This window comes from Stenotrophomonas sp. GD03794, assembly GCF_029842145.1.
In the GTDB taxonomy this organism is placed as follows: Bacteria; Pseudomonadota; Gammaproteobacteria; order Xanthomonadales; family Xanthomonadaceae; genus Stenotrophomonas; species Stenotrophomonas riyadhensis.
Genome location: NZ_JAOCFV010000022.1, coordinates 17,501 through 43,311, shown reverse-complemented (window position 1 = coordinate 43,311; position 25,811 = coordinate 17,501). Strand labels below are relative to the sequence as shown.

Below are 25,811 nucleotides of genomic sequence, written 5' to 3'. Positions count from 1 at the left end.
CACTCTAACAAAGCGCGCAAGCGGCGCCGGTTCAGGTTCGCCGTGGCGGATACAGCGGCGCCAGGCCAGTGTCGGCGGTGCCCGTAGCCGCCGACCAGTGCGGTCCGTCACGGAAGACCTCGCGCAGGCGCGCACGCAGCGGCGCCAGATCACCCTGCCCGCCCCAGCGCGCCTGCTGCAGGTCCTGCAGCACCTGGCGCTGGGCAGCATCCTCAAGCCGCGCGATGACCTGCTCGATGCGTTCAACGCCGGCCATCGCACACAGCTGTGCTTCCACCTGGTCGAAGCCTTCGCCATCCAGCGCGCGGCGCAGTTCGGCCAGGCCGGCACGCCCGCTCGCCATAGTCGGCACAGCGGGCTTGCCCGCCACAGGCGCCACTGCACGCGGGCGCCGGCCACGCTGCCAGCCCCACAGCAGGGTCAACAGCCATAGCAATGCCAGGCCGATGGCGGCGCCCATCCATGGCCACGGACGTTCGGCCAGGCCACTAGCGCGTGGATCGGCCGCCGCGATGCGGCTGTCCTGGCCATCGGCACCGGGCAGCGCCGCATCGGTGTCGATCGGCGGCAACGGTGCCGGTGTGGCCGTGCCACCCCCATTACCCGCGGCGACGACCAACGTCAGGTCCGGCAGCTTCGCTTCCTGTGCCTTGCCGTTGCGCACATCCCACCACGGCAGGCGCGGCCCCGGCACCACCAGCGAACCCGGCTGGCGCGGCACGATCGAATAGCGGCGAGTGATCTTCAGCCGCGGCGTACTGCCGTTGAAGGTCTCTTCGTACTGCGCAGGTTCGGCGAACACCTGCGCAGCGTTGCCGACGTCCGGCACCGGCAGGTCGGTGAACTGCGCGCGGGTCGCGCCTTCGGCAATCGCCTCCACCACCACGTTGGCGGCCTCACCGCTGCGGGCGCTGGTCGGCGCGCTGGTGTAGCGCAGCTGCAGGCTCTGCAGCGGCAGCCATGGCTGCGGCGCCTGTGCCGGTTGTGCCTGCACCTGCAGCGTGCGGTCCGCACCGGTGGCATTCATGCGGCCGTCGCCGCCACCGAAGAAGTCATCGAAGAAACCGCCAGCGCTGCGCCCGTTGAAGCGGGCACCGGCGAGGCGCAACGCACCACTGCGCTCCGGAATCAGCAGGAAGCGGCGTTCGACCATGTTGTAGCGGCGGCCGTTGACCTGGCGCACATCGGTGCGGTCGTCACCTACCCGCTGCAGCGACGCACCCGCCGGGGTATCCAGCACCAGTTCGCCCGACGCCAACTGCGACGCGAAGTACAGACGCACGACCACGCCCACGCTCTGTTGCACGTAAGGCGTCTCGTCATCGACCACGGTCTCGATGAACGCCATCGCATTGCTGTCCGGACCGGCCACGACGGCCGCATCCACCTGCAGGGTCAGCGGCGCGGTGCGCGTGCTACCCACCTGCAGGCCCGGAACCACCAGCGCGCCGCTGCGCCGTGGCGTCAGCGCCACGCCATACAGGTTGCGCTGCTGCATGCTGCCGTTGCTCCACTCCACCTGGCGGCTGCTGGTCTGCCCGCTGAGATCGAAGTCGGTACGCAGCGGTGTGAAGTCTGGCGCGCCTTGATCACTCTCGACATTGAGAGTGACCGTGTCGCCCATCGCGATGCGGTCGCGGTCCAGCCAGGCACGCGGCTGCGCCCAGGCCAGCAGCGGCAGCCACAGCAGCAGTGCCGCCAGTACCTGCAATGGCCAGCGCCCGTGCATGTTGATCGCCCGCGTCATCGCCCTTCCCTCTTCCTGCGTTCGTTTTCCAGCTGGAACTTGGCCCGCAACAGCGCACCCGGATCATCCGGTACACGCCGCATCCACGCCTCCACCGCCTGTTGCTCCTCGCGCTGGCGCGGGGTGCTGCCCTCACTGCCCGGCACCGGCTTGCCGTCCTTGTCAGCCTTGCCCTCGCGCGCCTGCTGCATTGCCTGCTGCATGCGCTGGCGCTGCTGTTGGTCGGCCTGCGCCTGTGCCTTGGCATCTTCCACCTGCGGCGGTGCCTGCTGGCCATCGCGGCCACGCTCGCCGGGCTGCGGGCTCGACTGGGATGTGTCGTCACCCGCCTTGGGCTGCCCCTGCTGGCCCGACCGCGGCTGCCCTTGGCCGGGATCCTGCTGGCCCTGCTGCGGTTGCTGGCCCTGCGGGTTCTGCTTGCCGCGCGAATCGTCCTGCTGCTTCTGCTGGCCGTTCTGCGGCGGCTTCTGCTGATCCTGGCCCTGCCCCCCCGACTGCTTGCGCTTGCGCGCGGCATCGACCACGGCACGGTTGGCCACCGCATCGGCCATGCCGGGATGCAGTGCCAGCGCGCGGTCGTAGGCGGCGATGGCCTCATCGTAGTTGCCCTGGCGTGCCAGCGCGTTGGCCAGGTTGTACCAGCCTGCATCGCTGTCGATGCCTTCGAACTGCTTGCGTGCACTGGCAAAGTCGCCATTGCGGTAGGCCTGTACGCCTTCGGCCAGGCGCTGGTGCTGCAGTTGGTCGGCGCGCTTCCACAGGGTGCCCTGCACGGGCGGCGAAGACGGTGCAGCAGGCGTCTGTGCCTGTACATCCGTCATCCACGGCAACAGGCCAACCGCCAGCACGGCGGCCAGCACCGCGCGGCGACGGAAGGCCAGCAGCGCCAGCAGCATCACCGGCGGCAGCAGCCAGAAGCCCTCGTCACGCCATTGCTTGCCTTCGCCCGGCCGTTGCGCTGCCGTACCCTCGCGCGCATCCAGCACGCCCAGTGCGCGCAGGTCACTGTCATCGGCCGCGATGCGCGCATAGCGCCCACCGCCTGCCGTGGCCAGCGCGCGCAGGCTGCCTTCATCCAGCGCGGTCTGGCGGATCTGGCCACTGCTGTCGCGATAGGCGGCACCGGCTGGCGTGCCCAGGCCCAGCACCGACACCTGCATGCCGAGACTGCGCGCCTGCGTGGCCGCCAGCGTCGCTTCACCGTCGGCCTGATCGGTGACCAGCAGGATCTGCCCCTGCGGCGCAGCAATCTGTCGCATCAACCGGGTGGCCCAGTCGATGCCGCGGTCGGCGCGCTGGCCCTCGCGCGGCATCACATCGGGCGACAAGGCATCCAGATACAACGCAACATTGCTGCCGTCGTCGGTCAGCGGCGCGACGGTATAGGCATCGTCGGCATACACCACCAGGCCGACCTGTCCGCCCTGGCGTGCGCGCAGCAGTTCACCCACCTTGGCCCGCGCCTGCAGCAGGCGCGAGGGCGGCAGATCGGTGGCGGTGATCCGGCTGGACAGGTCCAGCACCACCAGCAACGGCGCGCTGGCCTGGAACATCGGTTGCGCCTGCTGGCGCCAGCTCGGTCCGGCCATCGCCAGCGAGGCCAGCGCCCAGCCCAGCAGCAGTGCCCACGGCAGGCGCGCACGACGGCGCGTTCCGGCAGCCAGCAGATGCGGCAACAGGTGTGCATCCACCGCCTGTCGCCACACATCGCTGCGTCGCTGCCGGTACAGCGCAAGCACCAGGATCACTGGCAACGCGAGCAAGGCCCACAGCCATTCCGGGCGCAGGAAGTGCAGCGCGTTCCAGTCGGGAAGATTCGAAGCCAATGCGATCATCGGCGTCGCTCCGGCCACAGCCAGGCCAATGCGCCCAGCAGCAACGCCAGGCCCAACGGCCATGCATAGCGTTCTTCGCGCGGGCGCAGGCTCGGCCCCTTCGCCGCGATCGGCTCCAGCCGATCCAGCTCGGCATAGATGCCGGCCAGCTGCGCGGTATCGCGGGCGCGGAAGAACTGGCCGCCGGTCATGCTCGCGATCTTCTTCAAGGTGGCCTCGTCGACCGGGTCCTGATCGGCGGAAATGGGAATGCCGAACAGGCGCATGCTGCCATCGCCACCAAACGCAACGGTGTGGATGCGTACGCCTTCCGCACGCGCGACTTCGGCGGCACGCAGGGGTTCCAGCACGCCGGCATTGCTGACGCCGTCGGTCAGCAGGATCAGCACGCGCTGGCCTTCGGGCTGGCTGCGCAGGCGCTTCACCGCCAGGCCGATGGCATCACCGATGGCGGTCTCGCGCCCGGCCAGACCAACCACGCTGTCGCGCAACTGGTCGCGCACGCTGGCCAGATCGGCAGTCAGCGGCGTGAGTGTGTAAGCGCGGTCGCCGAACACCAGCAGGCCGATGCGGTCACCGGCACGGCGGTCGAGGAAATCGGCCAGCACGGCCTTGGCGGCGGTGAGGCGATCGACCACCTGCCCGCCCAGCACCATGTCGCCCTCGCCCATGCTGCCGGACACGTCCATCGCCAGCATCATCTGCCGGCCCTCCTGCGGTGGCGTGACTGCCTCACCCAACTGCTGCGGACGGGTCAGCGCGATGCACAGCGCGCACCAGCCCAGCCACAGCAGCAGCGTACGCAGCCACGACACATCAACGCGTCCACCACCGGCCAACGCTTCCAGTTCGGTGGCCGCATATGGCACGCGCAGCGCAGCGCCCGGATCGGCACGACGTTTCCACCAATGCATCAGCAACGGCAACGGCAACGCCAGCAGCGCCAGCGGCCACGCCAGCTGCAGGTCCGGCCACGGCCAGTAGCTCGCCAGCAGGTTCATCGACGGCGCTCCAGCAGCATGGCCAGATAGCGCTCACGCGCCCAACTGCGCACGGCGGCCACTTCGCTGGCGTCAACGCGTGGACGGTAGGCCCCTTCGGCCAGCAGGCTGCGGCGGGCATCGGGCAACGTGCCCTGCGGATCCACCCGCCGCCACCAGGCATCATCGCGCAGGGATTCACTGCCAGGCCGTGCCTGACGTGCGGCGCGACGCAGCAGTCCTGCGATCGCCGCCAGTTCCGCAGCAGCATCGGCGGTCGATGCCAGCTCCTGATCGAACAGCTGCAACCAGCGTTGGCGGCGACGGCGACGCTGCCAGCCGAAGAATGCGACCACCAGCAGCACCAGCAGGACCGCACCTGCGATCATCAGATAGCCCGGTGCCGGCGGCCACCATGAGGGCGCGGGCGGCAGCTGCACGTCGCGCAGCGGCAGGTTCGCGCTCATGCCGGCACCTCGGTCGGTGACGGCGCCAGCCAGGCGTCGCTGGCTGCATCGGTGGACAGTACCTGCACGTCGACGTGGCGTGCGCCGAGCTGGCGGCGCAGCGCCTGCAACGGTTCGACAAAGTGCGCCTGCCAATGTGCCTGCACCTCGCTGCGGCGCAGGTCGAGACCGACGCGCTGCTGCGCGGTCTGGAACTGCAGCGCGGCCGAGGGCGGCTGCATCTCCAACGGATCGACCAGCAACACCAGGCTGAGGTCATGGTGCTGGGCCAGCGCGCTCCAGCGCGCCGGTGGAATGCGGATGGCCTGCCGCGGATCGGCCAGCACCAGCATGCGCGCACCCGGGCGAAGCACGCGGGCGGCGTGGTCCAGCGCGCGCTCCAGGCCGAGGTCATCGGCAGGCGGCTGTGCATACCAGCGGGTGAGTGCATCGAGCACGCGCAACACGCCACGGGGGCCGCCGGCGGGTGCGATGGGCGGCTCACGATCACTGCCGCGCAATGCACCGATGCGGTCGCCCCGACGCTGCGCCGACCATGCGGCGACGGCGCCCGCGCGCGCGGCCTGCACCGACTTGAAGCGCACGCGGGTGCCGAAATACAGGGCCGGCGACGTATCGGCCACGATCAGGCTGACCCGCTCGCGCTCGGCCTGGAACAGCTTGGTGTGGGCACGGCCGGTCCGCGCGGTCACCCGCCAGTCGATATGCCGCGCATCATCACCGGCCACGTACTCGCGTGACTCGGCGTATTCCATGCCGCGCCCACGCAGCGGCGACGGCGCCTGCCCGGCGTTGCCCGCACGGCCACGGCGCGGCGGTGGCGGCCGCTGTGCAAGGCGGCGCAGCGCCACCAGTTCGGACAGCTGCGGGCGCAGCCCGTCGCCATCACTGGCGTTGGATGCAGGTTCCAGGGACGGATCGGTCATGCGCAGGCTCAGGGTGCCGGCACCCGGGCCAGCAGTTCCTGCACCAGGCGCTCACCATCCCAGCCTTCGGCGGTGGCCTCGTAGCTGGGCAGCACGCGATGGCGCAGCACGTCGGCAGCGACCGCACGCACGTCATCAGGGGTGACGAAATCGCGGCCGGCCAGCCAGGCGCGCGCACGTGCGCAGCGTTCCAGCGCGATCGATCCACGCGGGCTTGCACCCCAGGCGATGCGGCGGCCGAGACCGGCGTCATAGCGCGATGGATCGCGCGAGGCCAGCACCAGTTCGATCAGGTAGCGCTCCAGCGCCGGCGCCATGTGCAGGTCCAGTACTTCGCGGCGGGCGTCGAACACATCCTGCATCGGCAGCTTCTCCGGTGCCGGTGCCGCCTCGCCCAGCGCGCCGCGGGCACGCTCGCGGGCCAGCCGCAGGATCTCCGATTCGGCGGCCTGGTCCGGGTAGCTGATGCGCACATGCATCAGGAAACGGTCCAGCTGCGCTTCGGGCAGCGGGAAGGTGCCTTCCTGCTCGATCGGGTTCTGCGTGGCCATCACCAGGAACAGCGACGGCAGTGCGTAGGTGTGGCGACCCACGGTGACCTGGCGCTCGCCCATCGCTTCCAGCAGCGCCGACTGCACCTTGGCCGGTGCGCGGTTGATTTCGTCGGCCAGCAGGATCGGATGGAAGATCGGACCGGGCACGAATTCGAAGCGGCCTTCCTGCGGGCGCCAGATCTCGGTGCCGGTCAGATCGGCCGGCAGCAGGTCGGGGGTGAACTGCACACGGGCGAAATCGGCCTCCAGGCGCGCGGCCAGCGCGCGGATGGCGGTGGTCTTGGCCAGGCCCGGGGCACCTTCCACCAGCAGATGGCCGTCGGCCAGCAGGGCAATCAACAGACGTTCGACCAGTGCGGCCTGGCCCACGATCTCCGCTGACAGCGCGTCGCGCAGCTGGGTGAAGGCGGCATGCAGGCGGGAGGTGGCCGGCGCAGGCGGCGGCGAGGCGGTTTCGGGCATCGGCGGTGGCAGGTTCATGGGGGCCTTTGACCGGCGCGGGACGGCACGGGTTCCCGACATCATCGCAGGGTGCCCTGCGATTGGCATCAAGAACGGCTGAACGGCCCATCCGCGCATGGCGTGGATCTACCGGCGGAAACGAAGAAGGGCCGCACGCGGCGGCCCTTCTTCGCATCGTGGGTTGCGCGGGCTTAGTTCTGCTTGGCCACGCGCAGCACCTTCGGGGTGACGAACACCAGCAGCTCGGCCTTGTCCTTGTTGCGGCCACGCTTCTTGAACAGGTTGCCGAGGAACGGCACGTCGCCGAGGAAAGGCACCTTGTTGATGCTGTTGCGGTCGGTGAACTCATATACGCCACCGATGACCACGGTCTGCCCATCCTCGACCAGTACCGCGGTGTTGACCTCGCGGCGGTTGATCGACGGCACCGTGCCGTAACCGTCCAGCTGGATGAGCTGGTCCACTTCGTCCTTCTTCACCTGCATGTTGAGGAAGACGCGGTTGTCGTTGGTGATGGTCGGGGTGACCTTCAGCTCCAGCACCACTTCCTTGAACTGCACGTTCGGCGTGGCAATGCCGCCGGCACCACCACCGCTGATGGTGACGTAGCCGATTTCCTTGCCCTGCTTGATCAGCGCTTCGCGCTGGTTGGTGGTGACCACGCGCGGGTTGGAGATCACTTCGCCACGGGACTCTTCCTGCATGGCCGACAGCTCCACATCCAGCAGGTAGCCGGCGTTGAGGATCGACAGGGCCAGCGAACCCGGATTGCTGGCCGTCGCGACCGGCAGGCTCCAGTTCAGGCCACGGGTGATGGTCGAGCCCGTCGGCACCGGCGGGGGACCGACGCGGCCGCCAGCAATCCAGTCACGCTCGGCCTTGGCATTGTCCTGCGCCGTCTTGACCTGCGATTCGCGGGTCAGGCGATTGGATTCCAGATCGCCGCTGAAGTAGACGTTGTCACGGCTGCCACTGATGCCGAACTTCGCACCCAGCTCGCGGGCGAAGGTATCGGTGGCGATGACGATGCGGCTTTCGATCAGCACCTGGTCGACCGGGCGATCAATCACTCCGATCAGCTCGCGCATGCGCGCGATCTTCTTCGGAATGTCGCTGATCATCAGCGTGTTGGTGCGCTCGTCGGCGACGATGCGGCCACGCGAGGACAGGAAGCCGCTGTCTTCCTGCGAGGGCGAGCCCGAGCCACCCGCACCACCGCTTCCGCTGCCGCCGATACCCTTGGCTTCGGTCAGCGCTTTGAAGATCTGGGTGGCGCTGTGGTAGTTGATCTGGACGTAATCGGTAACCAGGTCCTCGCGGTTCTCGATGGCGATGCGCGCGTCTTCCTTCTCCTGCTCGAACTTGGCCAGTTCAGCCTGCGGAGCGACCCAGATCACGCTGCCGTCGCGGCGCTTGTCCAGGCCCTTGGCACGCAGCACGATGTCCAGTGCCTGGTCCCACGGCACATTGACCAGGCGCAGGGTCACATTGCCCTGTACCGAATCGGACGCCACCACGTTGAGATTGGATTCTTCAGCGATCAACTGCAGCACGGTGCGCACCGGCACGTCCTGGAAGTTGAAGGTCACCGGCTTGCCGGTGAAACCGCGCTGGCCGACAGCCTTGGCGGCCTGGGTGACGCTGCCGGCAGTGACCGCACCAACGGCGGCCGGAGCCTGCCGCGGGCTGATCTCCACCACGTACTCGTTGCCGCTCTGGTAGGCCAGCGATTCCACGGCGCCACCGGTGCTCAGCACCAGCTGGGTGCCGGCACCGGACGGCTTGGCGTCGATGCGCTGCACCGGCGTGGCGAAGTCGGTGACGTTCATCGGCTTCTGCAGGTTGGCCGGCAGTCGGGCGTTACCGACATCGACCACCACGCTGTTGCCCTGCGTGCGCAGGTCCGGGATCGCACCCTGGCCGTCGAACTGGACGATCAGGCGCCCGGCGCCATCATCGCCACGCTTGAAATCGATCTTGGCCACCGACAGGCCGGCCGGCGCGGTCGCCGGGGCCACGGTAGCGCCCACCGGCTTTTCCGCCGGTGCGGCGGCCAGCGCCGGAGCGCAGGCCAGCATCAGCGCGACTCCCAACGCGCTGACACGGTTCAAGGTAGAGCGCCGGATGGGACGCAGCCCCTTGGCTTGGTGAAAGGTCATCGTGCTATCCCCAGTAAACGATCATTGATCTTCAAGCGAGAGCGTTGCCGGCCGTTCCAGCCAGCCGCCCGCGCCATCCGGCACCAGTTCGATCAGCTCCACGCGGTCTTCGAAGACCGCCGTGACCCGCCCGTCGCTCTGCCCGAGGTAACCGCCCGGGCGCACCCGGTAGGTGACCTTGTCCGGCCCCATCACCAGCGCGACGGTGCCTGCACCGGTGCCGATGGTACCGACCATGTCCAGTGCATCCAGCGGGAAGCCTTCCAACGGCTCCTTGCGCCGGTTCGGATCCGGACGCATTCCGCCATTCCCCTGCTGCGGATTGGTCCAGGCATCGGTGAACGGGTCGCGCATGCCCTGCGCGGAGTACTCGAAGGTCTCGAACTGCTGCATCACCGGCAGCGGCTCCAGCGGCTGTGCCGGTCGTGCACGCTCGCCCTCCACCCACTTTTCAAGATTCGGCGCATCACCCGGCGTGCTGGTCACGCCGCGGCCGCATGCGGCCAGCAGCAGCACGGCAGCCACCATTCCACAACGTGCAAAGAAGGAACGGATCACTTCTTGTCCTCCTTGCCGGCTTCAGCCTTCTGCTGTTCCTGCACCTCGGTCTCGTCCAGGTAGCGATAGGTCTTGACCGTGCCGGACAGTTCCAGCGCGCCACTGCGGACGTTGCCGCTGGTCTTGTCCTTGGGCTTGAGGTTGATGTCGTGCATGGTCAGGATCACCACCCGCGGCAGCGAGGCCACGCCGCTGACGAACGCGCCGAACTGGTGGTAGCTGCCCACCATCCGCAGCTTGATCGGCTTCTCGGCGTAGAACTCCTTGACCTGCTCCTGCTCGGGCTCGAACAGCTCGTTGGTCAGGCCGCTGGACAGCGCGGTCTGCGAAATGTCGATGATCAGGTCCGGCATTTCGGTCTTGCTGGGCAGCTGCCGCAGCATCTGCTGCAGCACCTGCTCCATCTGCGCCAGCTGCTGCTTCAGCGGCGCCAGGTTCACCGCGCGTTCCTGCTGCTTGGTGAACTCCGAACGCAGCTCGGTTTCCTTCGATTCCAGGCCGGCCAGTTCCTCGCGCTTGCCGCTGATCAGCAGCATCCACGCCAGGAACATGATCACCAGTGCCAGCAGCGAACAGAAGACGATCTTGGCCTTCTGCGGCCAGTTGCCGATGTCGTTGAAATCCAGGTTCTTCAGATCGATCTTCTGGCTCATGCGCGGTCCCCCTGCAGCGGGGCATTGAAGGCCTGCGGCGGCTGCGCCAGGCGGCTGCCCTCAGGCTTCGGGGCAGGCTGGGCAGCCGGTGCGGCCGGTTGGTTCGGCTTGGCCGGAGCAGCGGCCGGCGCACTTGCCGGCGCGGCAGCAGGTGCCGCCGGCGTCGGTGCAGCCGGGTTCGCTGCCGGACCTGCAGCCGGAGCCGCAGGCGTGGCCGCATCCGGGCCAGCGGCGAGCGGTGCCACCGGCGCCGGCGCAGCCGTCGCCACCGAACCGTCGGCGTTCAGGCCCGGCGTCGCCGCCACTTCCTCGCTCTGTGCCGGCAGTTTCACCTTGACCACGAACACGTACGGCAGCGCCTTGATATCCGCAACCGGGCCGGTCTTGCCGTCCTTGTCCTTCTCGGGGTCACGCGCTTCGATGATCGACAGCTCCGGGTTGGTCATCCAACCGGAGGTCTCCAGGTTGCGCATGTAGGCCGAAACACGGGCATTGGACTGGGTACGGCCTTCCAGGGTCAGCACATCGCCTTCCTGCTTCAGCGCGGTCAGCACCAGGCCATCGGGGATCGTGCGCACCAGCGCATCGAACAGGTGCACCATCTGCGAGCGCTTGGCCTGCAGTTCCTCGATCACCTTCTTGCGGGCCAGCAGGCGGTCCTTCTGGGCGTCGAGGCGATCGATCTCCTTGTTCTGTTCCTTGACCTTCTCGATCTCGGCTTCCAGATAGGCGTTGCGGTCCATCTGGCCGCTCACCTGGCGGTCGTAGTAGAACCAGATCAGCAGCGACAGCAGCAGGCCACCGATCGCGGCCATGCCCAGCATTGCGTAGAACTCGCGCTGGCGTTGCTTGCGCCGTTCGGCGCGCCAGGGCAATAGATTGATGCGTGCCATCAGTCGAAGCTCCTCAGCGCCAGACCGGTGGCGATCATCAGCGCGGGGGCATCCTGGGCCAGCGCATGCGCGTTCACCTTCGGGCCCAGGGTCATCTGTGCCAGCGGGTTGGCGACCACGGTCGGCACGCCCAGCTGTTCCTCGACCATTTCCGGCAGACCGCCGAGCACGGCGCAGCCGCCGGCCAGCACGATGTGGTCGACGCGGTTGAACTCACTGCCCGCATAGAAGAACTGCAGCAGGCGGCTGATCTGCTGGACCGTGGCTTCCTTGAACGGCTCCAGCACTTCCATCTCGTAGCTTTCCGGCAGCCCGCCCTGGCGCTTGGCCAGTCCGGCTTCCTCGTAGCTCAGGCCGTAGCGGCGCATGATCTCGTCGGTCAGCTGCTTGCCACCGAACACCTGTTCGCGGCTGTACAGGCTGCGGCCGCCGCGCAGGACATTGAGGGTGGTCATGGTGGCACCGATGTCGACCAGCGCGACCACGCCCTCGATGGATACCGGCAGCTCGCTGGCGACCAGGGCATAGGCGTTCTCGACCGCGAAGGCCTCCACGTCCATCACCTTGGCCTGCAGGCCGCCCAGCTCCAGCGCCGACTGGCGCAGTTCCACGTTCTCCGAACGCGACGCGGCCAGCAGCACCTGGACCATCTCCGGGTTGTTCGGGATCGCCCCGATCACCTCGAAGTCCAGGTTCACTTCCTCGATCGGGTACGGAATGTAGTTGACCGCTTCCAGCTCGATCTGGGCTTCCATGTCGTTTTCGTCGAGCTCGGCCGGCATCGGGATCACCTTGGTGATCACCGCCGACCCGGCGACGGCGGCAGCGGCCAGCTTGGCCTTGCTCCCCGAGCGGTTCATCGCGCGGCGGATGGCCTCACCCACGGCCTCCACTTCCACGATGTTCTTCTCCACCACCGCATTCGGCGGAAGAGGTTCCACAGCGTAATGTTCCACACGAAAACGGTTGCCACTGCGGGACAGCTGCAAAAGCTTTACCGCAGTCGAACTGATGTCGACGCCCACAAGCGGCGACTGACTTTTTGGGATGAGCCCCACGGTTTCTCCCCTGCCGACGGGCACTTGGACGCAAGACCTGCGCCCGAGCATTAATAACGTATTCTTAGCAAATGGCAACGGCCCTGCTGTGAAGTCCCTCACGGATTCACCATGCAGCCCCTGACTGTTCCCTTTGCGCTCCCCGGCGACGACCCCAGCCGCCACCTTGCGTAATCTATACTCTGCGACCACGAAATTCGCAATCGGAATCTGAACCCGATGACTCGACTCCGCCGCTGGCTGCGCTGGATCTTCCTGATTGTCCTGGTCCTGGCGCTGATCGGCGCGGCCGCCGTGGGCGGTCTGTACTACGCTGTGTCCTCCAAGCTGCCCGACGTGCAGACCCTGCGCGACGTTGAAATGCAGGAGCCGATGTACGTCTACGCTGCTGACGGCAAGCTGATGGCCGTGTTCGGCGAGACCCGGCGTACCCCGATCACCATGAAGGACGTGCCGGAGAAGCTGAAGCAGGCGTTCCTGGCCACCGAGGATGCCCGCTTCTACGAGCATGGCGGCGTGGACTACATGGGTATCGGCCGCGCGGTGTGGCTGCTGGCCACCACCAACGACAAGCGCGTGCCGGGTGGCTCCACCATCACCCAGCAGGTGGCCCGCCAGTTCTTCCTCAGCTCCGAGTACAGCTACACCCGCAAGCTGGCCGAGATCCTGCTGGCGCGGAAGATCGAGTCCGAGCTGAGCAAGGACGAGATCTTCGAGCTGTACCTGAACAAGAGTTTCTTCGGCAACCGCGCCTACGGCGTGGCCGCTGCTGCCGAGTTCTACTACGGCAAGAAGCTGAACGAGCTGGACCTGGACGAGATGGCCTCGCTGGCCGGCATCCCCAAGTTCCCGTCTTCGGGCAACCCGATCTCCAACCCGGAACGTGCCCGCCAGCGCCGCGACAACTACGTGCTGCAGCGCATGGCCGACCTGAAGTTCGTCAGCCAGGCCGAGGCCGACGCGGCCAAGGCGGTGCCGATGCACGCCACCGCGCATGAGCCACCGGTGCAGGTCGATGCCCCGTACGTGGCCGAGCTGGTGCGCCAGGAAATGATCGCCCGCTTCGGCGGCGATGTGGTCAACAAGGGTTACCACGTCACCACCACCATCGACTCGACCCTGCAGACCGCCGCCAACCTGGCTGTCCGCGATGGCCTGCTGCTGTACGACCACCGCCACGGCTGGCACGGCGTGGAGAAGCAGGTCCAGGTGGGTGCCGGCGAAGACGCCGCCGCCCTGGCCGAGCACCTGCGTGGCATGTTCGGCCAGGCCGGACTGCTGCCGGCCATCGTCGCCAGCACCGGCGCCGACGGCAGCGCCACCGTGGTGCTGGCCAACCGCAGCGAGATCGTGCTGCCGGCCGGTGCCGCCAAGTGGACCAACAAGACCCCGGGCAAGCTGGTGCAGCGCGGCGACATCGTGCGCGTACGCGCCGGTGCCAAGGACGGTGAGTGGCTGCTGGACCAGCTGCCGCGCGGCCAGTCCGCGCTGGTCTCGCTGGATGCCCACAACGGCGCGCTGAAGGCGCTGGTGGGTGGCTTCAGCTTCTCCGGCAACAAGTTCAACCGCGCCACTCAGGCCCGTCGCCAGCCGGGTTCGAGCTTCAAGCCGTTCGTCTACGCGGCTGCCTTCGACAAGGGTTACAACCCGGCCTCGATCGTGCTCGACGCCCCGGTCGTGTTCCGCGACCGCCGCGGCAAGACCTGGGCCCCGCAGAACGACGGTGGCGGCTTCCGCGGCCCGATGCGCCTGCGTGAAGCGCTGGTGCAGTCGCGCAACCTGGTCTCGGTGCGCCTGCTCGATGGCATGGGCGTGGACTACGCGCGCAAGTACATCAGCGAGTTTGGCTTCGCCGAATCGGAACTGCCGCCGAACCTGTCGATGTCGCTGGGTACCGCCTCGCTGACCCCGCTGTCGGTGGCCCGTGGCTACGCCGTGTTCGCCAACGGCGGCTCGCGCGTGGATACGTGGCTCATCGACCAGGTGAACGACCGCGACGGCAACCTGGTGTTCAAGGAAAACCCGGCACTGGCCTGCCGCGACTGCGCCGGCAGCAGCGACCAGCCGGTCAACCAGGTGGTGGACGGCTTCAACTTCGGCGCCCCGGCCCCGAAGGTCGACCCGGCCGCTGCGGCCAAGGCCGAAGCCAAGACCGAAACCCCGGTGGCTCCGGCCAACCCGGATGCCCGCACCGCCCCGCGCGCGATCGACGCCCGCACCGCCTACCAGCTGGTGTCGATGATGCGCGACGTGGTCCAGCGCGGTACCGGTGCCCAGGCCAAGGTGCTCGGCCGCGAGGACGTGGGCGGCAAGACCGGCTCCACCAACGACCACCGCGACGCCTGGTTCTCCGGCTTCGGCGGCCCGTACGTGACCACCGTGTGGGTGGGCCGCGACGACTTCCGCTCGCTGGGTTACCGCGAATACGGTGGCAAGGCCGCGCTGCCGATCTGGATCGACTACATGCGCACCGCGCTGAAGGACACCCCGATCGCGCAGAACGACCCGCCCAGCGGCATGGTCCAGGCCACCCTCAACGGCGCCACCGAGTGGGTGAAGGTGGAAGACATGGACCGCCTGACCGACTACGACCTGAACCTCAATACGCCGCAGGCCGACGCCGCCGCGTTCGATATCTTCTGAGGAAGGGTGCAGCGGGTGCCCCCAGGTAGATGCCAACCTTGGTTGGCACCGATGCGGCTCTGGTAGATGCCAACCTTGGTTGGCACCGATGCCGCCCCGGTAGTTGCCAACCTTGGTTGGCGCCCTGTGCCGACCAAGGTCGGCACCTACCAAAGCGTTGGTGGGTGCCAACCTCGGTTGGCACCGATGCCGCCCCGGTAGTTGCCAACCTTGGTTGGCGCCCTGTGCCGACCAAGGTCGGCACCTACCAAAGCGCGGGTGGGGCCAACCTTGGTCGGCGCCGATGCCGCCCCGGTAGTTGCCAACCTTGGTTGGCGCCCTGTGCCGACCAAGGTCGGCACCTACCAAAGCGTTGGTGGGTGCCAACCTCGGTTGGCACCGATGCCGCCCTGGTAGATGCCAACCTTGGTTGGCGCCCCTTGCCGACCAAGGTCGGCACCCACCAAAGCGGTTGCATCCGCCATACCCACGCAGATGTCACATCCGTGCGCTAGTCTGTAGCCAGGTCGCAACAGGGAGTCATCGCATGCATCGCGCCCGTCAGCATGCTGCCAGCCAGACCCGCGAGCGGCGCCACCGCCTCGCCCACGAAGCCGCCCGCCTGATGGCCGAAGGCGGCATCCGCGACTACCACCAGGCCAAGTTGAAGGCCGCCAGCCGGCTCGGCATCCACGACGATGCCTCCCTGCCCCGCAATACCGAGATCGAAGACGCCCTGCGCGAGTACCAGCGGCTGTTCTCCGGGCCCCAGCACGGCAACGAACTGCAGCGCCGCCGCGAAGCCGCCATGCGTGCCCTGGAGTTCCTGCACGGCTTCGCCCCGCGCCTGGCCGGCCCCGTACTGGACGGCACCGCCGACGCCAACAGCCCCGTGCAGCTGCACCTGCACAGCGACGACCCGGAAGCCGTGCACCGCTTCCTGGACGAACACGGCATTCCCGCCGAATCGCGGACGCGCCGCCTGCGCATGGACCGCGAACGCTGCCTGGATGTGCCGGTGTGGGTCTTCAGTGCCGAAGAGCTGACCTTCGACCTGGCCGTGCTGCCGTACGACGCCCTGCGTCAGGCGCCGCTGTCACCGGTGGATGAGAAGCCGATGCGGCGCGCGTCTGTGGCGCAGTTGCGGCAGGTGCTGGCCGAGGCGGAGATCACCGCGTACATCGGCGGTTGACGGTAGCGCCGGTCCTGGTGGGTGCGGACCGGTGGTCCGCACTGTGCTTCAGGCGTCCGGATGTCTGACCGAAGAGCAGTCGAGCGCGAATCCTGCCCTCGGCCCAACGGCATTCCGCGCGCATGGCGATGCGTTCATCTGGAGGGCGCCTACAGATCCTTCGGCGCGGCACAACTCTACAGAAGGCAACGGCCGTCGCGTTACGGCGGCATTCCGCTGCCGGTTGAGGACTCCGTGCCCATCATCCACTCCGGCAGCCACGGCGCCGGGGCGCGCCTGGGGTACTCCGCCATCATCCGTGCGTGCATGCTCTGCAGATCGTTCAACAACCATGTCTGGTAGTAGATGTCGTCGAACGAATCCGACCAGCCGCTCTTCACCCGCTGGCGGTCACCACGTTCCAGGCTCGGCATCAGATCGCTCGGCCCGTCCAGAATCCGCTGCAAGGTCTGGTTGATACCCGCATTCTGCACCGCCGCCTCGCGCAACAGTAGGAGGCGGGCCTGCACCTGAGCGCACGGGTAAGGCACACATCCTCCGGTAACCTCGATGTAGTCCGCGATGTCCGCCAGCAGATTCGCCTTCAGGCGCCATGCCACTTCCCCGTCCAGCACCTGTCGCACCCGCATCGTGCGCACCGTACTGGCGCGAACCTCCTGCGGCGTGGTGAATTCCTGGCCCGGCGTGCTGCCGCCATGGCGCACCAGCACGATGCGGTGGATCGCTTCGTTGGTGATGCCTTCCACCCGCAAGGCTGCAGCCTGTGGGTGCATCCGCGGCGGCGGCACGTTGGTGTACCGCCAGTAGTACCAGAGCAGCAGCACCACACCCGCCAGGCACAGCGCACTGACCACGATCCTGCCATTCAAGTGGCGCGTGTAGTACCGGTAGCGCGCACGCCACACATAGAAGGTGCGGTAGCTCATGAACCGGCTTACCCAACCATACATTGCCATCTCCTCGGCAAGGACCCCGGCGCGACGGGGTGGATTACGCGCGTCACGCCGGGGCTGCATGGCTTACCAGCCGATGCCCACACCCACGCCCATGCTGCGCTCACCGCTGTTGGTGAACGCACCATTGAGGCTGAAGGTGGCTGAGCCCTTCTCGTTGAGCACGCGCTGGTAACCCACCGCCATGGCCGACTCACCCTCGCTGTAACCCACGCCCGCACCAAGGCGGTTGTAGGTGGCCAGGCCGGCGGTGTTCATCGCCATCGCCGTCTGCGCGCTGCTCATCGCCGCCATGCGGTTGAAGCGCTTGTCCATCTTGTCCAGGCGGTGCTCGAAGTTGCTGATCGCACCATCGGTGTACTCGTTGGCGCGGGCCAGCATCTTCTCCAGCTCGGCGGTGTCGACCTGCGGCTTCGGCGTGTCGTCCTGCTTGGCCTTCGGCTGCGGCGTGGGCTTGCCGCCCTCGCCTACCGAGGCGACCTGCTGGGAGTCCTTGCCTTCCGGTACCACAGGGGTGTCTTCGGTCTGCGGCTTCGGCACCGAGGTCGACGCCAGCGCACGCGGTGCCGGGGCGTCGTCGATGCGTTGCTCCAGACCGTCCATGCGGCTGTTGAGCTGCTGCTGCATCGAATGCAGTTGGCCACCGTTGACCGCATCACGGCTGCCTGGCGCCACTCGGCCGTCCGCAAGATTGGTCAGCACCATGCCATTCACGCCATTCAGCGCGATCTGGCTCATGCCGTCGGCACGGGCCGAAGGTGAATCCTGGAAAATCGAATTGAGCTGACCTTCCACCTTGTCCGCGCGACGCCCGGCGGTGATGACGGCGCCATCGAGTGCCGTCAGCGCATCTTCTACAGTGTTCTGCGTTCCGCCCTGCACCGTGTAGGTCGGGGCGATGATGTTTCCATTGCCGTCCATGCCTGCGCCGCCGCCGAAGGTGGCGAGGGAATCATTGAGCTGAGAAACGGTGGTGGCGTTGTGGTCGGCGGTGCCTCGGGCGATGTTCACCATCCGGCGTTCGGTTCCAGCACTGCCAAAAGACACAGTTCCTGCCTCAGTAGCTTCCGATCCTGCGCCCAGTGCCAACGACCCTTCGGCACCAACATGAACCCTTGAACTTGCACCAATTGCAACGCCGTTTGTCGAAGCCACATGTGCGCCGGCGCCCAAAGCAAACCCATTCAATGCAGCAACTGACACGGTCGCGCCTCGTCCAACTGCAACCGAGTTGACCCCCAAGGCAGAAGAGAGTGCACCGATAGCAGTGGCGCCCTCTTCTACTGCCCGCGCTGAATCCCCGATCGCAACACCCAGCACCCCAGCTTCAGCACGCTGGCTAAACGAATCCACGCCGATGCCAACGTACTGAGCGACATCTTCCAATGACGCAACTCTGCTGTTCGTCGCATGAAGCTGACGCCCCGAGACTGCCTCTGCACTACTCGCGTCGATGGCGCCATCCGCCACACCACTAATCTTCCTATTGGCATTCGCGCCGTTGCGCACATCCAAGATCGTGCCACTGTTCTTCTCGCCCAAACGCACACTCCCAGACGCAGATACCTGCGCCACCAGCCCACCCAGCGCCGCAGTCTCGACCAACGCCTTGGCCGCATCCGTCTTTGCCACGCCAGCTTCCGTACCCGCAGACCTGGCAATGCCCTCCACCGTCACCACCTTGTCATTGGTCGCGTTGAGCTGCCTGCCATTGACGGCCTCGTAGCTGCTGGCGCTGACTACTCCATCAGCCACGCCGCTCAGCTTCCGATTCGCGTTCGCGCTGTTGCGTACATCCAGCACGGTGCCACTGTTCTTCTCACCCACGCGGACATTGCCGCTGGCACTGGCCTGACTGAGCAACCCATTGAGCGTCCCCACCTGGGTCAGGGCTGAGTTTGCGGTGGTCTTGGCCGCGCTGGCGTCGCTCAGCGCGGTGCTGACGTTGCTGTTGGTGGTGTTGAGCTGCCGGCCGGTCACCGCATCGGTGCTGGTAGAGGACAATGCTGCATCGGCAACACCGGTGATCTTGCGGCTCGCGTTGGCGCTGTTCCGCACGTCCAGCACAGTGCCGCTGTTGCTTTCGCCCACACGGACGTTGCCCGATGCGGACGCCTGACTCAGCAGTCCAGAGAGCGTGTTCGCTTTCGACAACGCACTATCGGCACTGGTCTTCGCGGAGTCAGCGACAGATCGAGCGGCCGTGACGTTGCTGTTGGTGGCATTGAGCTGCTTGCCGGATACGGCCTCAGTGCTTGTTGTACTGAGCGTGGCGTCTGCCACGCCCGTGATCTTGCGGCTGGCGCTTGCGCTGTTGCGGACGTCCAGCACAGTGCCGCTGTTGCTTTCGCCTACTCGGACATTGCCCGAAGCTGAGGTCTGGCCCAGCAGCCCTGAGAGCGCATTGGCCTTCGACAACGCGCTATCGGCATTGGACTTCGCGGTGTCCGCAGCCGTCTGCGCCTTCGATACGGCCTGATGGGTAGCATGCAACTGATTGCCAGTGACTGCATCGGTACTACCGGCACTGACCGCACCATCTGCGATGTACTGGATCTTGCGCTTCTTGCTGGAGCTACCAACGGACACGGAATCGACCGAAGTCGTGACTGAGCCAGCGCCCAAAGCCACTGCATTTTCATGCTTGGCTTGTGCACGGTCGCCCAATGCCACCGCACTGATGGTGGTCGCCTTGGCCAGATTGCCCAGCGCGCTGGCGAACTGCGCCGTCGCCTCGCTGCCACGCCCCAGCGCGGTGGTCTGGCTGGCACTGGCCTTGCTCAAGTAGCCCGCAGCAGTACTATGCTCCGCTTCTGCCTTGGCATCCGTGCCAACGGCAATGGAGAAATTCCCACTCGCGTTCGCACGGAAACCCGTCGCCACACCGCCATTGGCACTGCGTGTGCCTGCACCAATGGAGATGCCTGCGTTCTGGCCCGAGACCTTGTTGCCCTCCGCATCCACGCCAGCACGTGCGTCGTCACCCAGTGCCACACTGCGCCCGTTGTAGGCCTTGGCATTGTTACCGAGTGCCGTACTGATGCCGTAGCTGCCATTTTCGGCGGTGGCTCCTCTCCCGAGTGCCAGGGTGGTTGCGTCAATACGATTGCTCGCCGCCTGGGCAATGCCTCGGACGGCGGCGGCCTCCGATTTGGCCGCATCGGCCGTCTTCTCGATCACGGCCAGTTTCGTGTTGGTCGCATACAACTGCTTGCCGGTCACCGCATCCGTGCTGGCCGCGGTGAGGCGGGCATCCGTAACATTCACGATCCTCCGGGTCAGCTTGGTACTGCTGTTCCCAACCGAGACACTGTCCACCTCCGTTGCACGGGAGTCGGCGCCAAGTGCAATTGCATTGTCTGCCGAGGAGCGCGCACCACTACCAATTGCAATCGCATTGAACTTCTCGGCCAGTGCGCTGTTTCCCAGCGAGGTGGCCCCCAGTCCCTTGGCCTTCGCACGGGTGCCCACAGCAACGGCGTGTCCGCTGCCCTCTGTTTTGGCGTGAAACCCCAATGCAACGCTGTCAACACCCGATGTCTCGGCAAAAAAGCCGACGGCAGTGCTGTACTGACTGTGTGTGGCGGCTGCACTGCCCAAAGCCGTGCTCCTGTCCCCGAACGCCTTCGCGTCCTTGCCTACTGCGGTGGAGTGGCTGTATGTCGCCTCAGCGGCAAGTCCGATGGCCACCGCTGACTGATCAAGCATCTTGGCGTTCGCGCCGAGGATTGCGACACCTTTTCCAGAGTAGATCGGAGCGAAGGGAGGGCTCGAGACGGCAAGGCCGCTAGCCTCAAGGACGCCGCTCATGGGCCTGAAACATCCGGGCCTCCGGTCCTGGCCATCCGGCTCGCACGGGAAGTACGGCACCTCTTGATTTTCGGCAGCGTAGACGGTGGCAATGCTGAACAAGGCACTGGTCAGCAGCAGGATACGCAGCGGTGCCGACGACGAAGCCTTGCCGGCGTTGCGGGAGCGCACGCCTGCAAGTTCGCTGGCCACCACCCAGCACTGTTTGGCCGTGCTCCAGATGCGGCAATAGATGTGATTCATGTTCTTTCCTTAACAGGACAAGGGAAATGAAGCCCCGCGCGTGCGCGGGGCAATAGAAGGTCAGGCGCTCGGCGCCAGGGTCGTTACGTGATCGCGATAGCTGTCGTTCGACAGTCGGTACTGCAGCTGCAGAGTGCTGCCCGGCTGGAGTTGGAACGGCAAGGTCAGCGCAGCGTCGGGGTAGAGACTTCTGGACAGCTCAAGCGGCGTGCACACGCCACCGGTTTTGCACTCGGCAGCACCGGTAATGCCCACACGCAGCGTGCCGGTGTTGCGCAGGGTGTTGCCCTGCAATTGCAGATCCACGCTGCCCTTGGTGGGCACTACGTTCACCAGCGCGCCCCAGACCAGGCTGACGCCGACGTTGGCCTGCGCCGCCTGCTCGTCGCCTTCCAGAATGGTGCCGTCGGGGCCCTTCACGCCCTCGAAGTAGATGCGGTAGGCCACCTCCTTCTCGACCGTCTGCAGCGGAATCACCCGGATCAGGCGATTGCCACCACCGCTGAGTGCGAACTTGCCGGGCGTGATGGCAATCGCCGCATCGGCCACTTCCACTTCAATCTCTTCCTCACCCACCTGTGCCGGGTTCGCAATGCGCAGCAGGCGGGCCTGCACGTACTGCGGCTGGGTGGATTGCGAGTACACGCGGATCTTCGTGCCATGCTTGGCATCCACCGCTGCACGCATCGGATGAATGGACAGATTGGCCTGTGCCGGTGGGGCCAGCAGTGCGCTCAACGGCAACAGGCAGAACAGCAGCTTCTTCATGATGAGCCTCCGTGGGGATCAGGGTTTGGCGGTCGGCACGCGTAGCTCAACCGTCAGCTCGCCGTCGTAGAGACCGGGGCGTTTGCTGGCGATGGGCGTGGGCGGGGTTTCCAGCGTCAGTGGCGTGGGCACGCAGTACACGGGTTGACTGATGCCCGGCAGCAGCACCATGCGCAGCTGCGCGCTGTCGATACCGCGCAGCAGCTGTTCCTCGCCGTGCTTCATTGCCAGCAGGTTGCCGCCGTAGTTCACGCCAACCTGGTAGTCGAGGCGCTGGGTATCGTCGCTGCCACCGTCCTGATGCCAGACCGAGAAGTCCCGCCCAGGCGGTGGGCGCGGCCCACTGTCACGCACGGTGACGCCGAGGAATTCGCTCTGCGAACCCACGCCGTCGTAGAGGCACATGTCCACGTCTTTGCGCCCGGCGACGACCTTGCGGATGGGGTCGTAGCGCAGGTCCATATTGACTAGGGGGGCGACACCGTCGAAGCCTGGGAAGTAGATCGTGATGGCGTCGTAGTCGGTGACGGTGAAATCGAAATTGAAGGTGGCTGTTGCAACCGGTGCGGTGGCTGGATCGGCTTTGATGTTCAGGCGCATCGTGGCCTTCCAGTGGCCTGCTACAAGCCTGGAAAGTTCGGCTTGAGGAAGGACCAGTTCCGCCCCCGTTCCGAGGGGAAACTCCACGCCTGGAGAGCATTCGAACCAGAACGCAGCATTTAGCCAGCGCTTGTCTTTGTCCCAGAAATCGGCAGAGCAAATGCGACCGGAGAACACCCTCCGCACGTGGCCAATTGCGCGAACATCGGCACGTAGGCCAGTCCGCTGCTCAACCATCCGAAGCCAGATCTCCGACTCGCCCAAAACGATGTTCGTCCTTCCTTCTGTCTCGCACCTTCCAAATTCAGGATCAGAAGCAGACCCACAAACCACATGGATCTGCCCGTACTTGAACGCCAAGTCGTGACTGAACCCCAACACCGTCCGCGGCGCCCACAGCTCCACATCACCCGGCACCGCCGAGCGATCCCAGGTCATCACGATGTCCCTGCTCTGATCCGCCGGATGCGTCTCCGGCGGCCACTGCGCCCACGCCCTCGGCGCCAGCGCCACCAGCGCACACACCAGCATCAACACCAACAACACACGCCGGTTCATGGCGTTCCTCCTGCAGCAGCGGTCTGGGGCGTGGCGGCAATCAATGCGCGTTCCTGCAGCAGGCGGGTCACCCGGGCCTGCTGGCGGATCTCAGCCGGCAGCTGGGCCACGGCCAGCGGCTCGCAATGCACGGCGCCCACCAGCAGCACCACCTGGCGGCGCTCGCGCACCTGCAGCGGGCAGTGCAGCAGGCGGTCGTCCTGCAGCAGGTACAGCGTTGTTTCGCGACGCGGGAAGTCGGCAACGAAGCCGCCGTTGGCGCTGGTGCCGGGTACCGGCGCGTTGAGGATGCGGGCGCCACCCAGCGGCGCTCCGGCAAGATCCTTGGCATTGCCGATGAAGGTGTAGGTCACCTCGATCGGCACCGGCATGCGCATCAGCCGCCCGGGGCTGAGGAACATCGGCCGCGCGCCACCCACGCCGGTCACGCGGATGGCGGCAATGCTGTCCAGCGTGCTGGCGTCCTGTACTTCGGCGCGGTGCGCCTGGTACGACGACAGCGGCAGCAGGCGGCGCTCGCCGATCTGCAGGCGTTGCCTGCGCAGGCCGCCCACCTGCAGTTCGGCCGCCACGCCACGCAGGTCGACATCGTCGGTGTCGGCCACCTGCACGGCCAGGCCGGCGTCGGCGCCGTTGCTGCCGCTCCAGTAAAAGCCGCGCTTGCCCAGTGCAAAGCCGGAGCTGTGCATGCCGCTGTAGGCGGTCTCGCTGCGGCCGCGCTGCTGGTAGTGCGCCAGCGTGGCGCCGCTCTGGCCCAGGCTGTTCTGCAATTGGCCGCTGAGCGTGGCGCTGTAGCGGTCACTGTTGTTGGCGCGCAGTTCGGCCGACAGCTCGCGGTACTGCGCATCGACGTCCTGGCGCAGGCTGTGGCCGACGCTGTAGTTGATGTCCGGGCGCTGGTGCTGCGGCTGGCGCACGTCCACGCTGTAGCGGCGCTGGCCGCTGCCGGCGGTACCGCGCAGCAAGCGGGTCAGACTCAGGTTGAAGTAGATGCCGCGGTCGCGTTGGTCACTGCCACGCAGGCTGTCGCTGGCACGCTGCTGCCACACACCCACGCGCGTGGAGACACTGAAATCCTGCCAGCGATGGCTGCGGCTGAAGCTGGCCTGCCAGGTGCGGCTGAGCTGCGGCTCGCGGCGCGGTTGCCACGGCGACGGCGGCGGCAGCAGCGGGTCCAGCCCGGCCAGCGGATCGTCTTCCGCACCCGGCAGGATGCGCCCGGCGCGCCAGGTCTGCCGACGCGTGTAGCCCACATAGGCGCTGCCACCGGCCAGCGGCAGCGCCATCGAGGCGCTGAGCGAATTGGTGCAGCCCAACTGGTCGCGGGCGTCGGCCTCGAACTGGCAGGCCTTGCCGCGCATGCGCTGCTGGTAGATGTTCCAGGACGCGGTGCGGCGGTACGACAATTGGTGCTGCTGGCCGGTGCTGCCATCGTTGCCGCGCATGCCGCCGAAGCTGGCGCGCAGTTCCTGGGTGGCATACAAGCGGCGCAGGTCCACGCGCAGCTCGCCGTAGCGGAAGCCGCCCAGGTCGGCGGCGCCGGCTACCATCGCCACATCACGGCCCAGCGGCACGCGCATGCCGGCCACGGCCACGCGTTCGCCATCGAAGCGATCACTGCGACGCTCGTTGCGCCTGCCGCCCTGCACGAACCACTGCCACTGGCTGTTGGTCCAGTCGCCGCCCTTGTCGAACGGCGCGTCTTCGCTGCGCACCAGCACGCCGTCTTCGTAGATGCGCAGGGTGATGGTGTAGTTGCCGAACGGGAAGTTGCGGGTGTCGATCTGGTTGATGCCGGCCTGCAGGTAGGAGGTCTGCAGCAGGCGCGTGCCGTCGTAGGCGTCCACGCGTGCGTCGCGGGCCAGCAGCACGGTCAGCGGCGTGGCCTGCACGGCGGCATCGGCATCCACATAGGCCTGGGTAGTGCCCACGCGCAGGCCCTGCAGGCGGTCCAGCGGCAGCATGCTGAAACTGAAAGTGCCGCCCTGCGGGCTGGACAGGTTGCGGCGGTCCATGCGTCCGGCCTGCAGGTAGTGCGCCTGCCCCAGGTCATGGCGGTAGTAGACGTTGTCGAACTGAAACGCGCTGTCACTGCCGCGGCTGCGATAGCGCTGCTGGTTGAAGTTCCATTCGGCGGAGACATGCCCGCGATCGAACAGGCCAAGCACGCCGGTGCCACGCGCGGACAGCGTCTGGTAGTCGCGGCTGCCACTCACATTGATCACCTGCTGGTGCAGGAAGGCGTTCTCGGCATTGGCACTGACGGTGTGGAAGCGTTCGGCAGCCGGCTTGCCGGGAATCCAATGGCGGGCGACGAACAGGCGCACTGCGCCCTCGCCTTCGTCGTACAGCGCGCGCACGGCAGCGGGGTCTTCTGGTGGATCGAGATAGCCGCAACCAGCAGTGGCGCCACCGAAGCGGCAGGCCAGGTGGCTGTTGCGCGGCATGGGCTGCGACAACGCGGGCAGCAGCGCGGCCTGCGCATCGGCAGGCAGGTCGAGCGCCTGCAGCACGCTTGCTGGATCTTCCAGCTGTACGTGTTCCAAGGTCACGCGCACCGGCGACAGCCCGGCCGAGCGGCCGAACAGCTGGATGTCGAGTTGTTCGGTCTGGCCTTCGACCAGATCCTCGAAGCCGGGCGGGACGCCGCGCGCCGCCGCCAGCGGCGTTGCCAGCGCCAGGGCGAGCGCGACCGCCAGCCGGGTGATGGCGGGGGCGTGTGGGGTCATGGGGGTACCGCTGGAAAGGCAGCCGGCCCGGCGTACGGGCCGGC

18 protein-coding genes are annotated in these 25,811 nt (G+C 66.9%); 2 read left to right on the top strand and 16 right to left on the bottom strand.

Features of this window, described 5'->3' with window-relative positions:
- Nucleotides 1–31: 31 nt before the first annotated feature.
- The 11 genes from N5D91_RS13320 to N5D91_RS13270 form a co-directional block, all read right to left on the bottom strand.
- Nucleotides 32–1,747, bottom strand: a complete 1,716-nt coding sequence (locus N5D91_RS13320) for a BatD family protein (RefSeq protein ID WP_110713436.1) — start codon at nucleotides 1,745–1,747, stop codon at nucleotides 32–34.
- Nucleotides 1,744–3,582, bottom strand: a complete 1,839-nt coding sequence (locus N5D91_RS13315; RefSeq protein ID WP_180854249.1) for a tetratricopeptide repeat protein — start codon at nucleotides 3,580–3,582, stop codon at nucleotides 1,744–1,746. The genes N5D91_RS13320 and N5D91_RS13315 overlap by 4 nt, the downstream gene beginning before the upstream one ends.
- Nucleotides 3,579–4,583 (bottom strand): VWA domain-containing protein, encoded by a 1,005-nt coding sequence (locus N5D91_RS13310; protein ID WP_180854250.1) that lies wholly within the window; start codon nucleotides 4,581–4,583, stop codon nucleotides 3,579–3,581. The genes N5D91_RS13315 and N5D91_RS13310 overlap by 4 nt, the downstream gene beginning before the upstream one ends.
- On the bottom strand, nucleotides 4,580–5,029 hold the full coding sequence (locus N5D91_RS13305) for a DUF4381 family protein (RefSeq protein WP_180854251.1): 450 nt from the start codon (nucleotides 5,027–5,029) through the stop codon (nucleotides 4,580–4,582). The genes N5D91_RS13310 and N5D91_RS13305 overlap by 4 nt, the downstream gene beginning before the upstream one ends.
- A complete protein-coding gene (locus tag N5D91_RS13300; RefSeq protein ID WP_180854252.1) occupies nucleotides 5,026–5,955 on the bottom strand; it encodes a DUF58 domain-containing protein in 930 nt (309 codons plus the stop codon). Before N5D91_RS13300 ends, N5D91_RS13305 begins: the two co-directional genes overlap by 4 nt.
- Nucleotides 5,956–5,963: 8 nt before the next feature.
- Nucleotides 5,964–6,989: a MoxR family ATPase gene (locus N5D91_RS13295; RefSeq protein WP_110713444.1), complete on the bottom strand. Its 1,026-nt coding sequence runs from the start codon at nucleotides 6,987–6,989 to the stop codon at nucleotides 5,964–5,966.
- Nucleotides 6,990–7,162: 173 nt separating this feature from the next.
- Nucleotides 7,163–9,130 carry a type IV pilus secretin PilQ family protein gene (locus tag N5D91_RS13290; protein ID WP_180854253.1) on the bottom strand — a complete coding sequence of 656 codons (1,968 nt, stop codon included), beginning with the start codon at nucleotides 9,128–9,130 and terminating at the stop codon, nucleotides 7,163–7,165.
- Nucleotides 9,131–9,151: 21 nt separating this feature from the next.
- On the bottom strand, nucleotides 9,152–9,688 hold the full coding sequence (locus N5D91_RS13285) for a pilus assembly protein PilP (RefSeq protein WP_239496496.1): 537 nt from the start codon (nucleotides 9,686–9,688) through the stop codon (nucleotides 9,152–9,154).
- Nucleotides 9,685–10,341 (bottom strand): type 4a pilus biogenesis protein PilO, encoded by a 657-nt coding sequence (gene pilO, locus N5D91_RS13280; protein ID WP_110713450.1) that lies wholly within the window; start codon nucleotides 10,339–10,341, stop codon nucleotides 9,685–9,687. The genes N5D91_RS13285 and pilO overlap by 4 nt, the downstream gene beginning before the upstream one ends.
- Complete coding sequence (locus N5D91_RS13275) at nucleotides 10,338–11,234, bottom strand: PilN domain-containing protein (protein WP_153855643.1); 897 nt, start codon at nucleotides 11,232–11,234, stop codon at nucleotides 10,338–10,340. Before N5D91_RS13275 ends, pilO begins: the two co-directional genes overlap by 4 nt.
- Nucleotides 11,234–12,292 (bottom strand): pilus assembly protein PilM, encoded by a 1,059-nt coding sequence (locus tag N5D91_RS13270; RefSeq protein ID WP_010484061.1) that lies wholly within the window; start codon nucleotides 12,290–12,292, stop codon nucleotides 11,234–11,236. The genes N5D91_RS13275 and N5D91_RS13270 overlap by 1 nt, the downstream gene beginning before the upstream one ends.
- 219 nt (nucleotides 12,293–12,511) lie before the next feature.
- Here N5D91_RS13270 and N5D91_RS13265 point away from each other — a divergent pair, with 219 nt between their 5' ends.
- Both N5D91_RS13265 and N5D91_RS13260 read left to right on the top strand, forming a co-directional pair.
- The gene (locus N5D91_RS13265) at nucleotides 12,512–14,935 is read left to right on the top strand and encodes a penicillin-binding protein 1A (RefSeq protein ID WP_164161079.1); all 2,424 of its coding nucleotides are present in this window, start codon (nucleotides 12,512–12,514) and stop codon (nucleotides 14,933–14,935) included.
- Between the two features lie 526 nt (nucleotides 14,936–15,461).
- Entirely contained in the window at nucleotides 15,462–16,106 is a 645-nt protein-coding gene (locus N5D91_RS13260) for a hypothetical protein (RefSeq protein WP_012511978.1), read from the top strand.
- A 200-nt stretch (nucleotides 16,107–16,306) separates the two neighbouring features.
- Here the strand turns inward: N5D91_RS13260 and N5D91_RS13255 are convergent, their stop codons facing one another.
- The 5 genes from N5D91_RS13255 to N5D91_RS13235 all read right to left on the bottom strand — a co-directional run bounded on the left by N5D91_RS13255 (nucleotide 16,307) and on the right by N5D91_RS13235 (nucleotide 25,767).
- Nucleotides 16,307–17,056: a hypothetical protein gene (locus N5D91_RS13255; protein ID WP_110713454.1), complete on the bottom strand. Its 750-nt coding sequence runs from the start codon at nucleotides 17,054–17,056 to the stop codon at nucleotides 16,307–16,309.
- Nucleotides 17,057–17,125: 69 nt separating this feature from the next.
- On the bottom strand, nucleotides 17,126–21,112 hold the full coding sequence (locus N5D91_RS13250) for an ESPR-type extended signal peptide-containing protein (RefSeq protein ID WP_180854254.1): 3,987 nt from the start codon (nucleotides 21,110–21,112) through the stop codon (nucleotides 17,126–17,128).
- A 60-nt stretch (nucleotides 21,113–21,172) separates the two neighbouring features.
- Nucleotides 21,173–21,880 carry a pilus assembly protein gene (locus N5D91_RS13245; RefSeq protein WP_180854255.1) on the bottom strand — a complete coding sequence of 236 codons (708 nt, stop codon included), beginning with the start codon at nucleotides 21,878–21,880 and terminating at the stop codon, nucleotides 21,173–21,175.
- Nucleotides 21,881–21,898: 18 nt separating this feature from the next.
- A complete protein-coding gene (locus N5D91_RS13240; protein WP_180854256.1) occupies nucleotides 21,899–23,038 on the bottom strand; it encodes a CfaE/CblD family pilus tip adhesin in 1,140 nt (379 codons plus the stop codon).
- Nucleotides 23,035–25,767 (bottom strand): TcfC E-set like domain-containing protein, encoded by a 2,733-nt coding sequence (locus N5D91_RS13235; RefSeq protein ID WP_180854257.1) that lies wholly within the window; start codon nucleotides 25,765–25,767, stop codon nucleotides 23,035–23,037. The genes N5D91_RS13240 and N5D91_RS13235 overlap by 4 nt, the downstream gene beginning before the upstream one ends.
- Nucleotides 25,768–25,811: the final 44 nt, after the last annotated feature.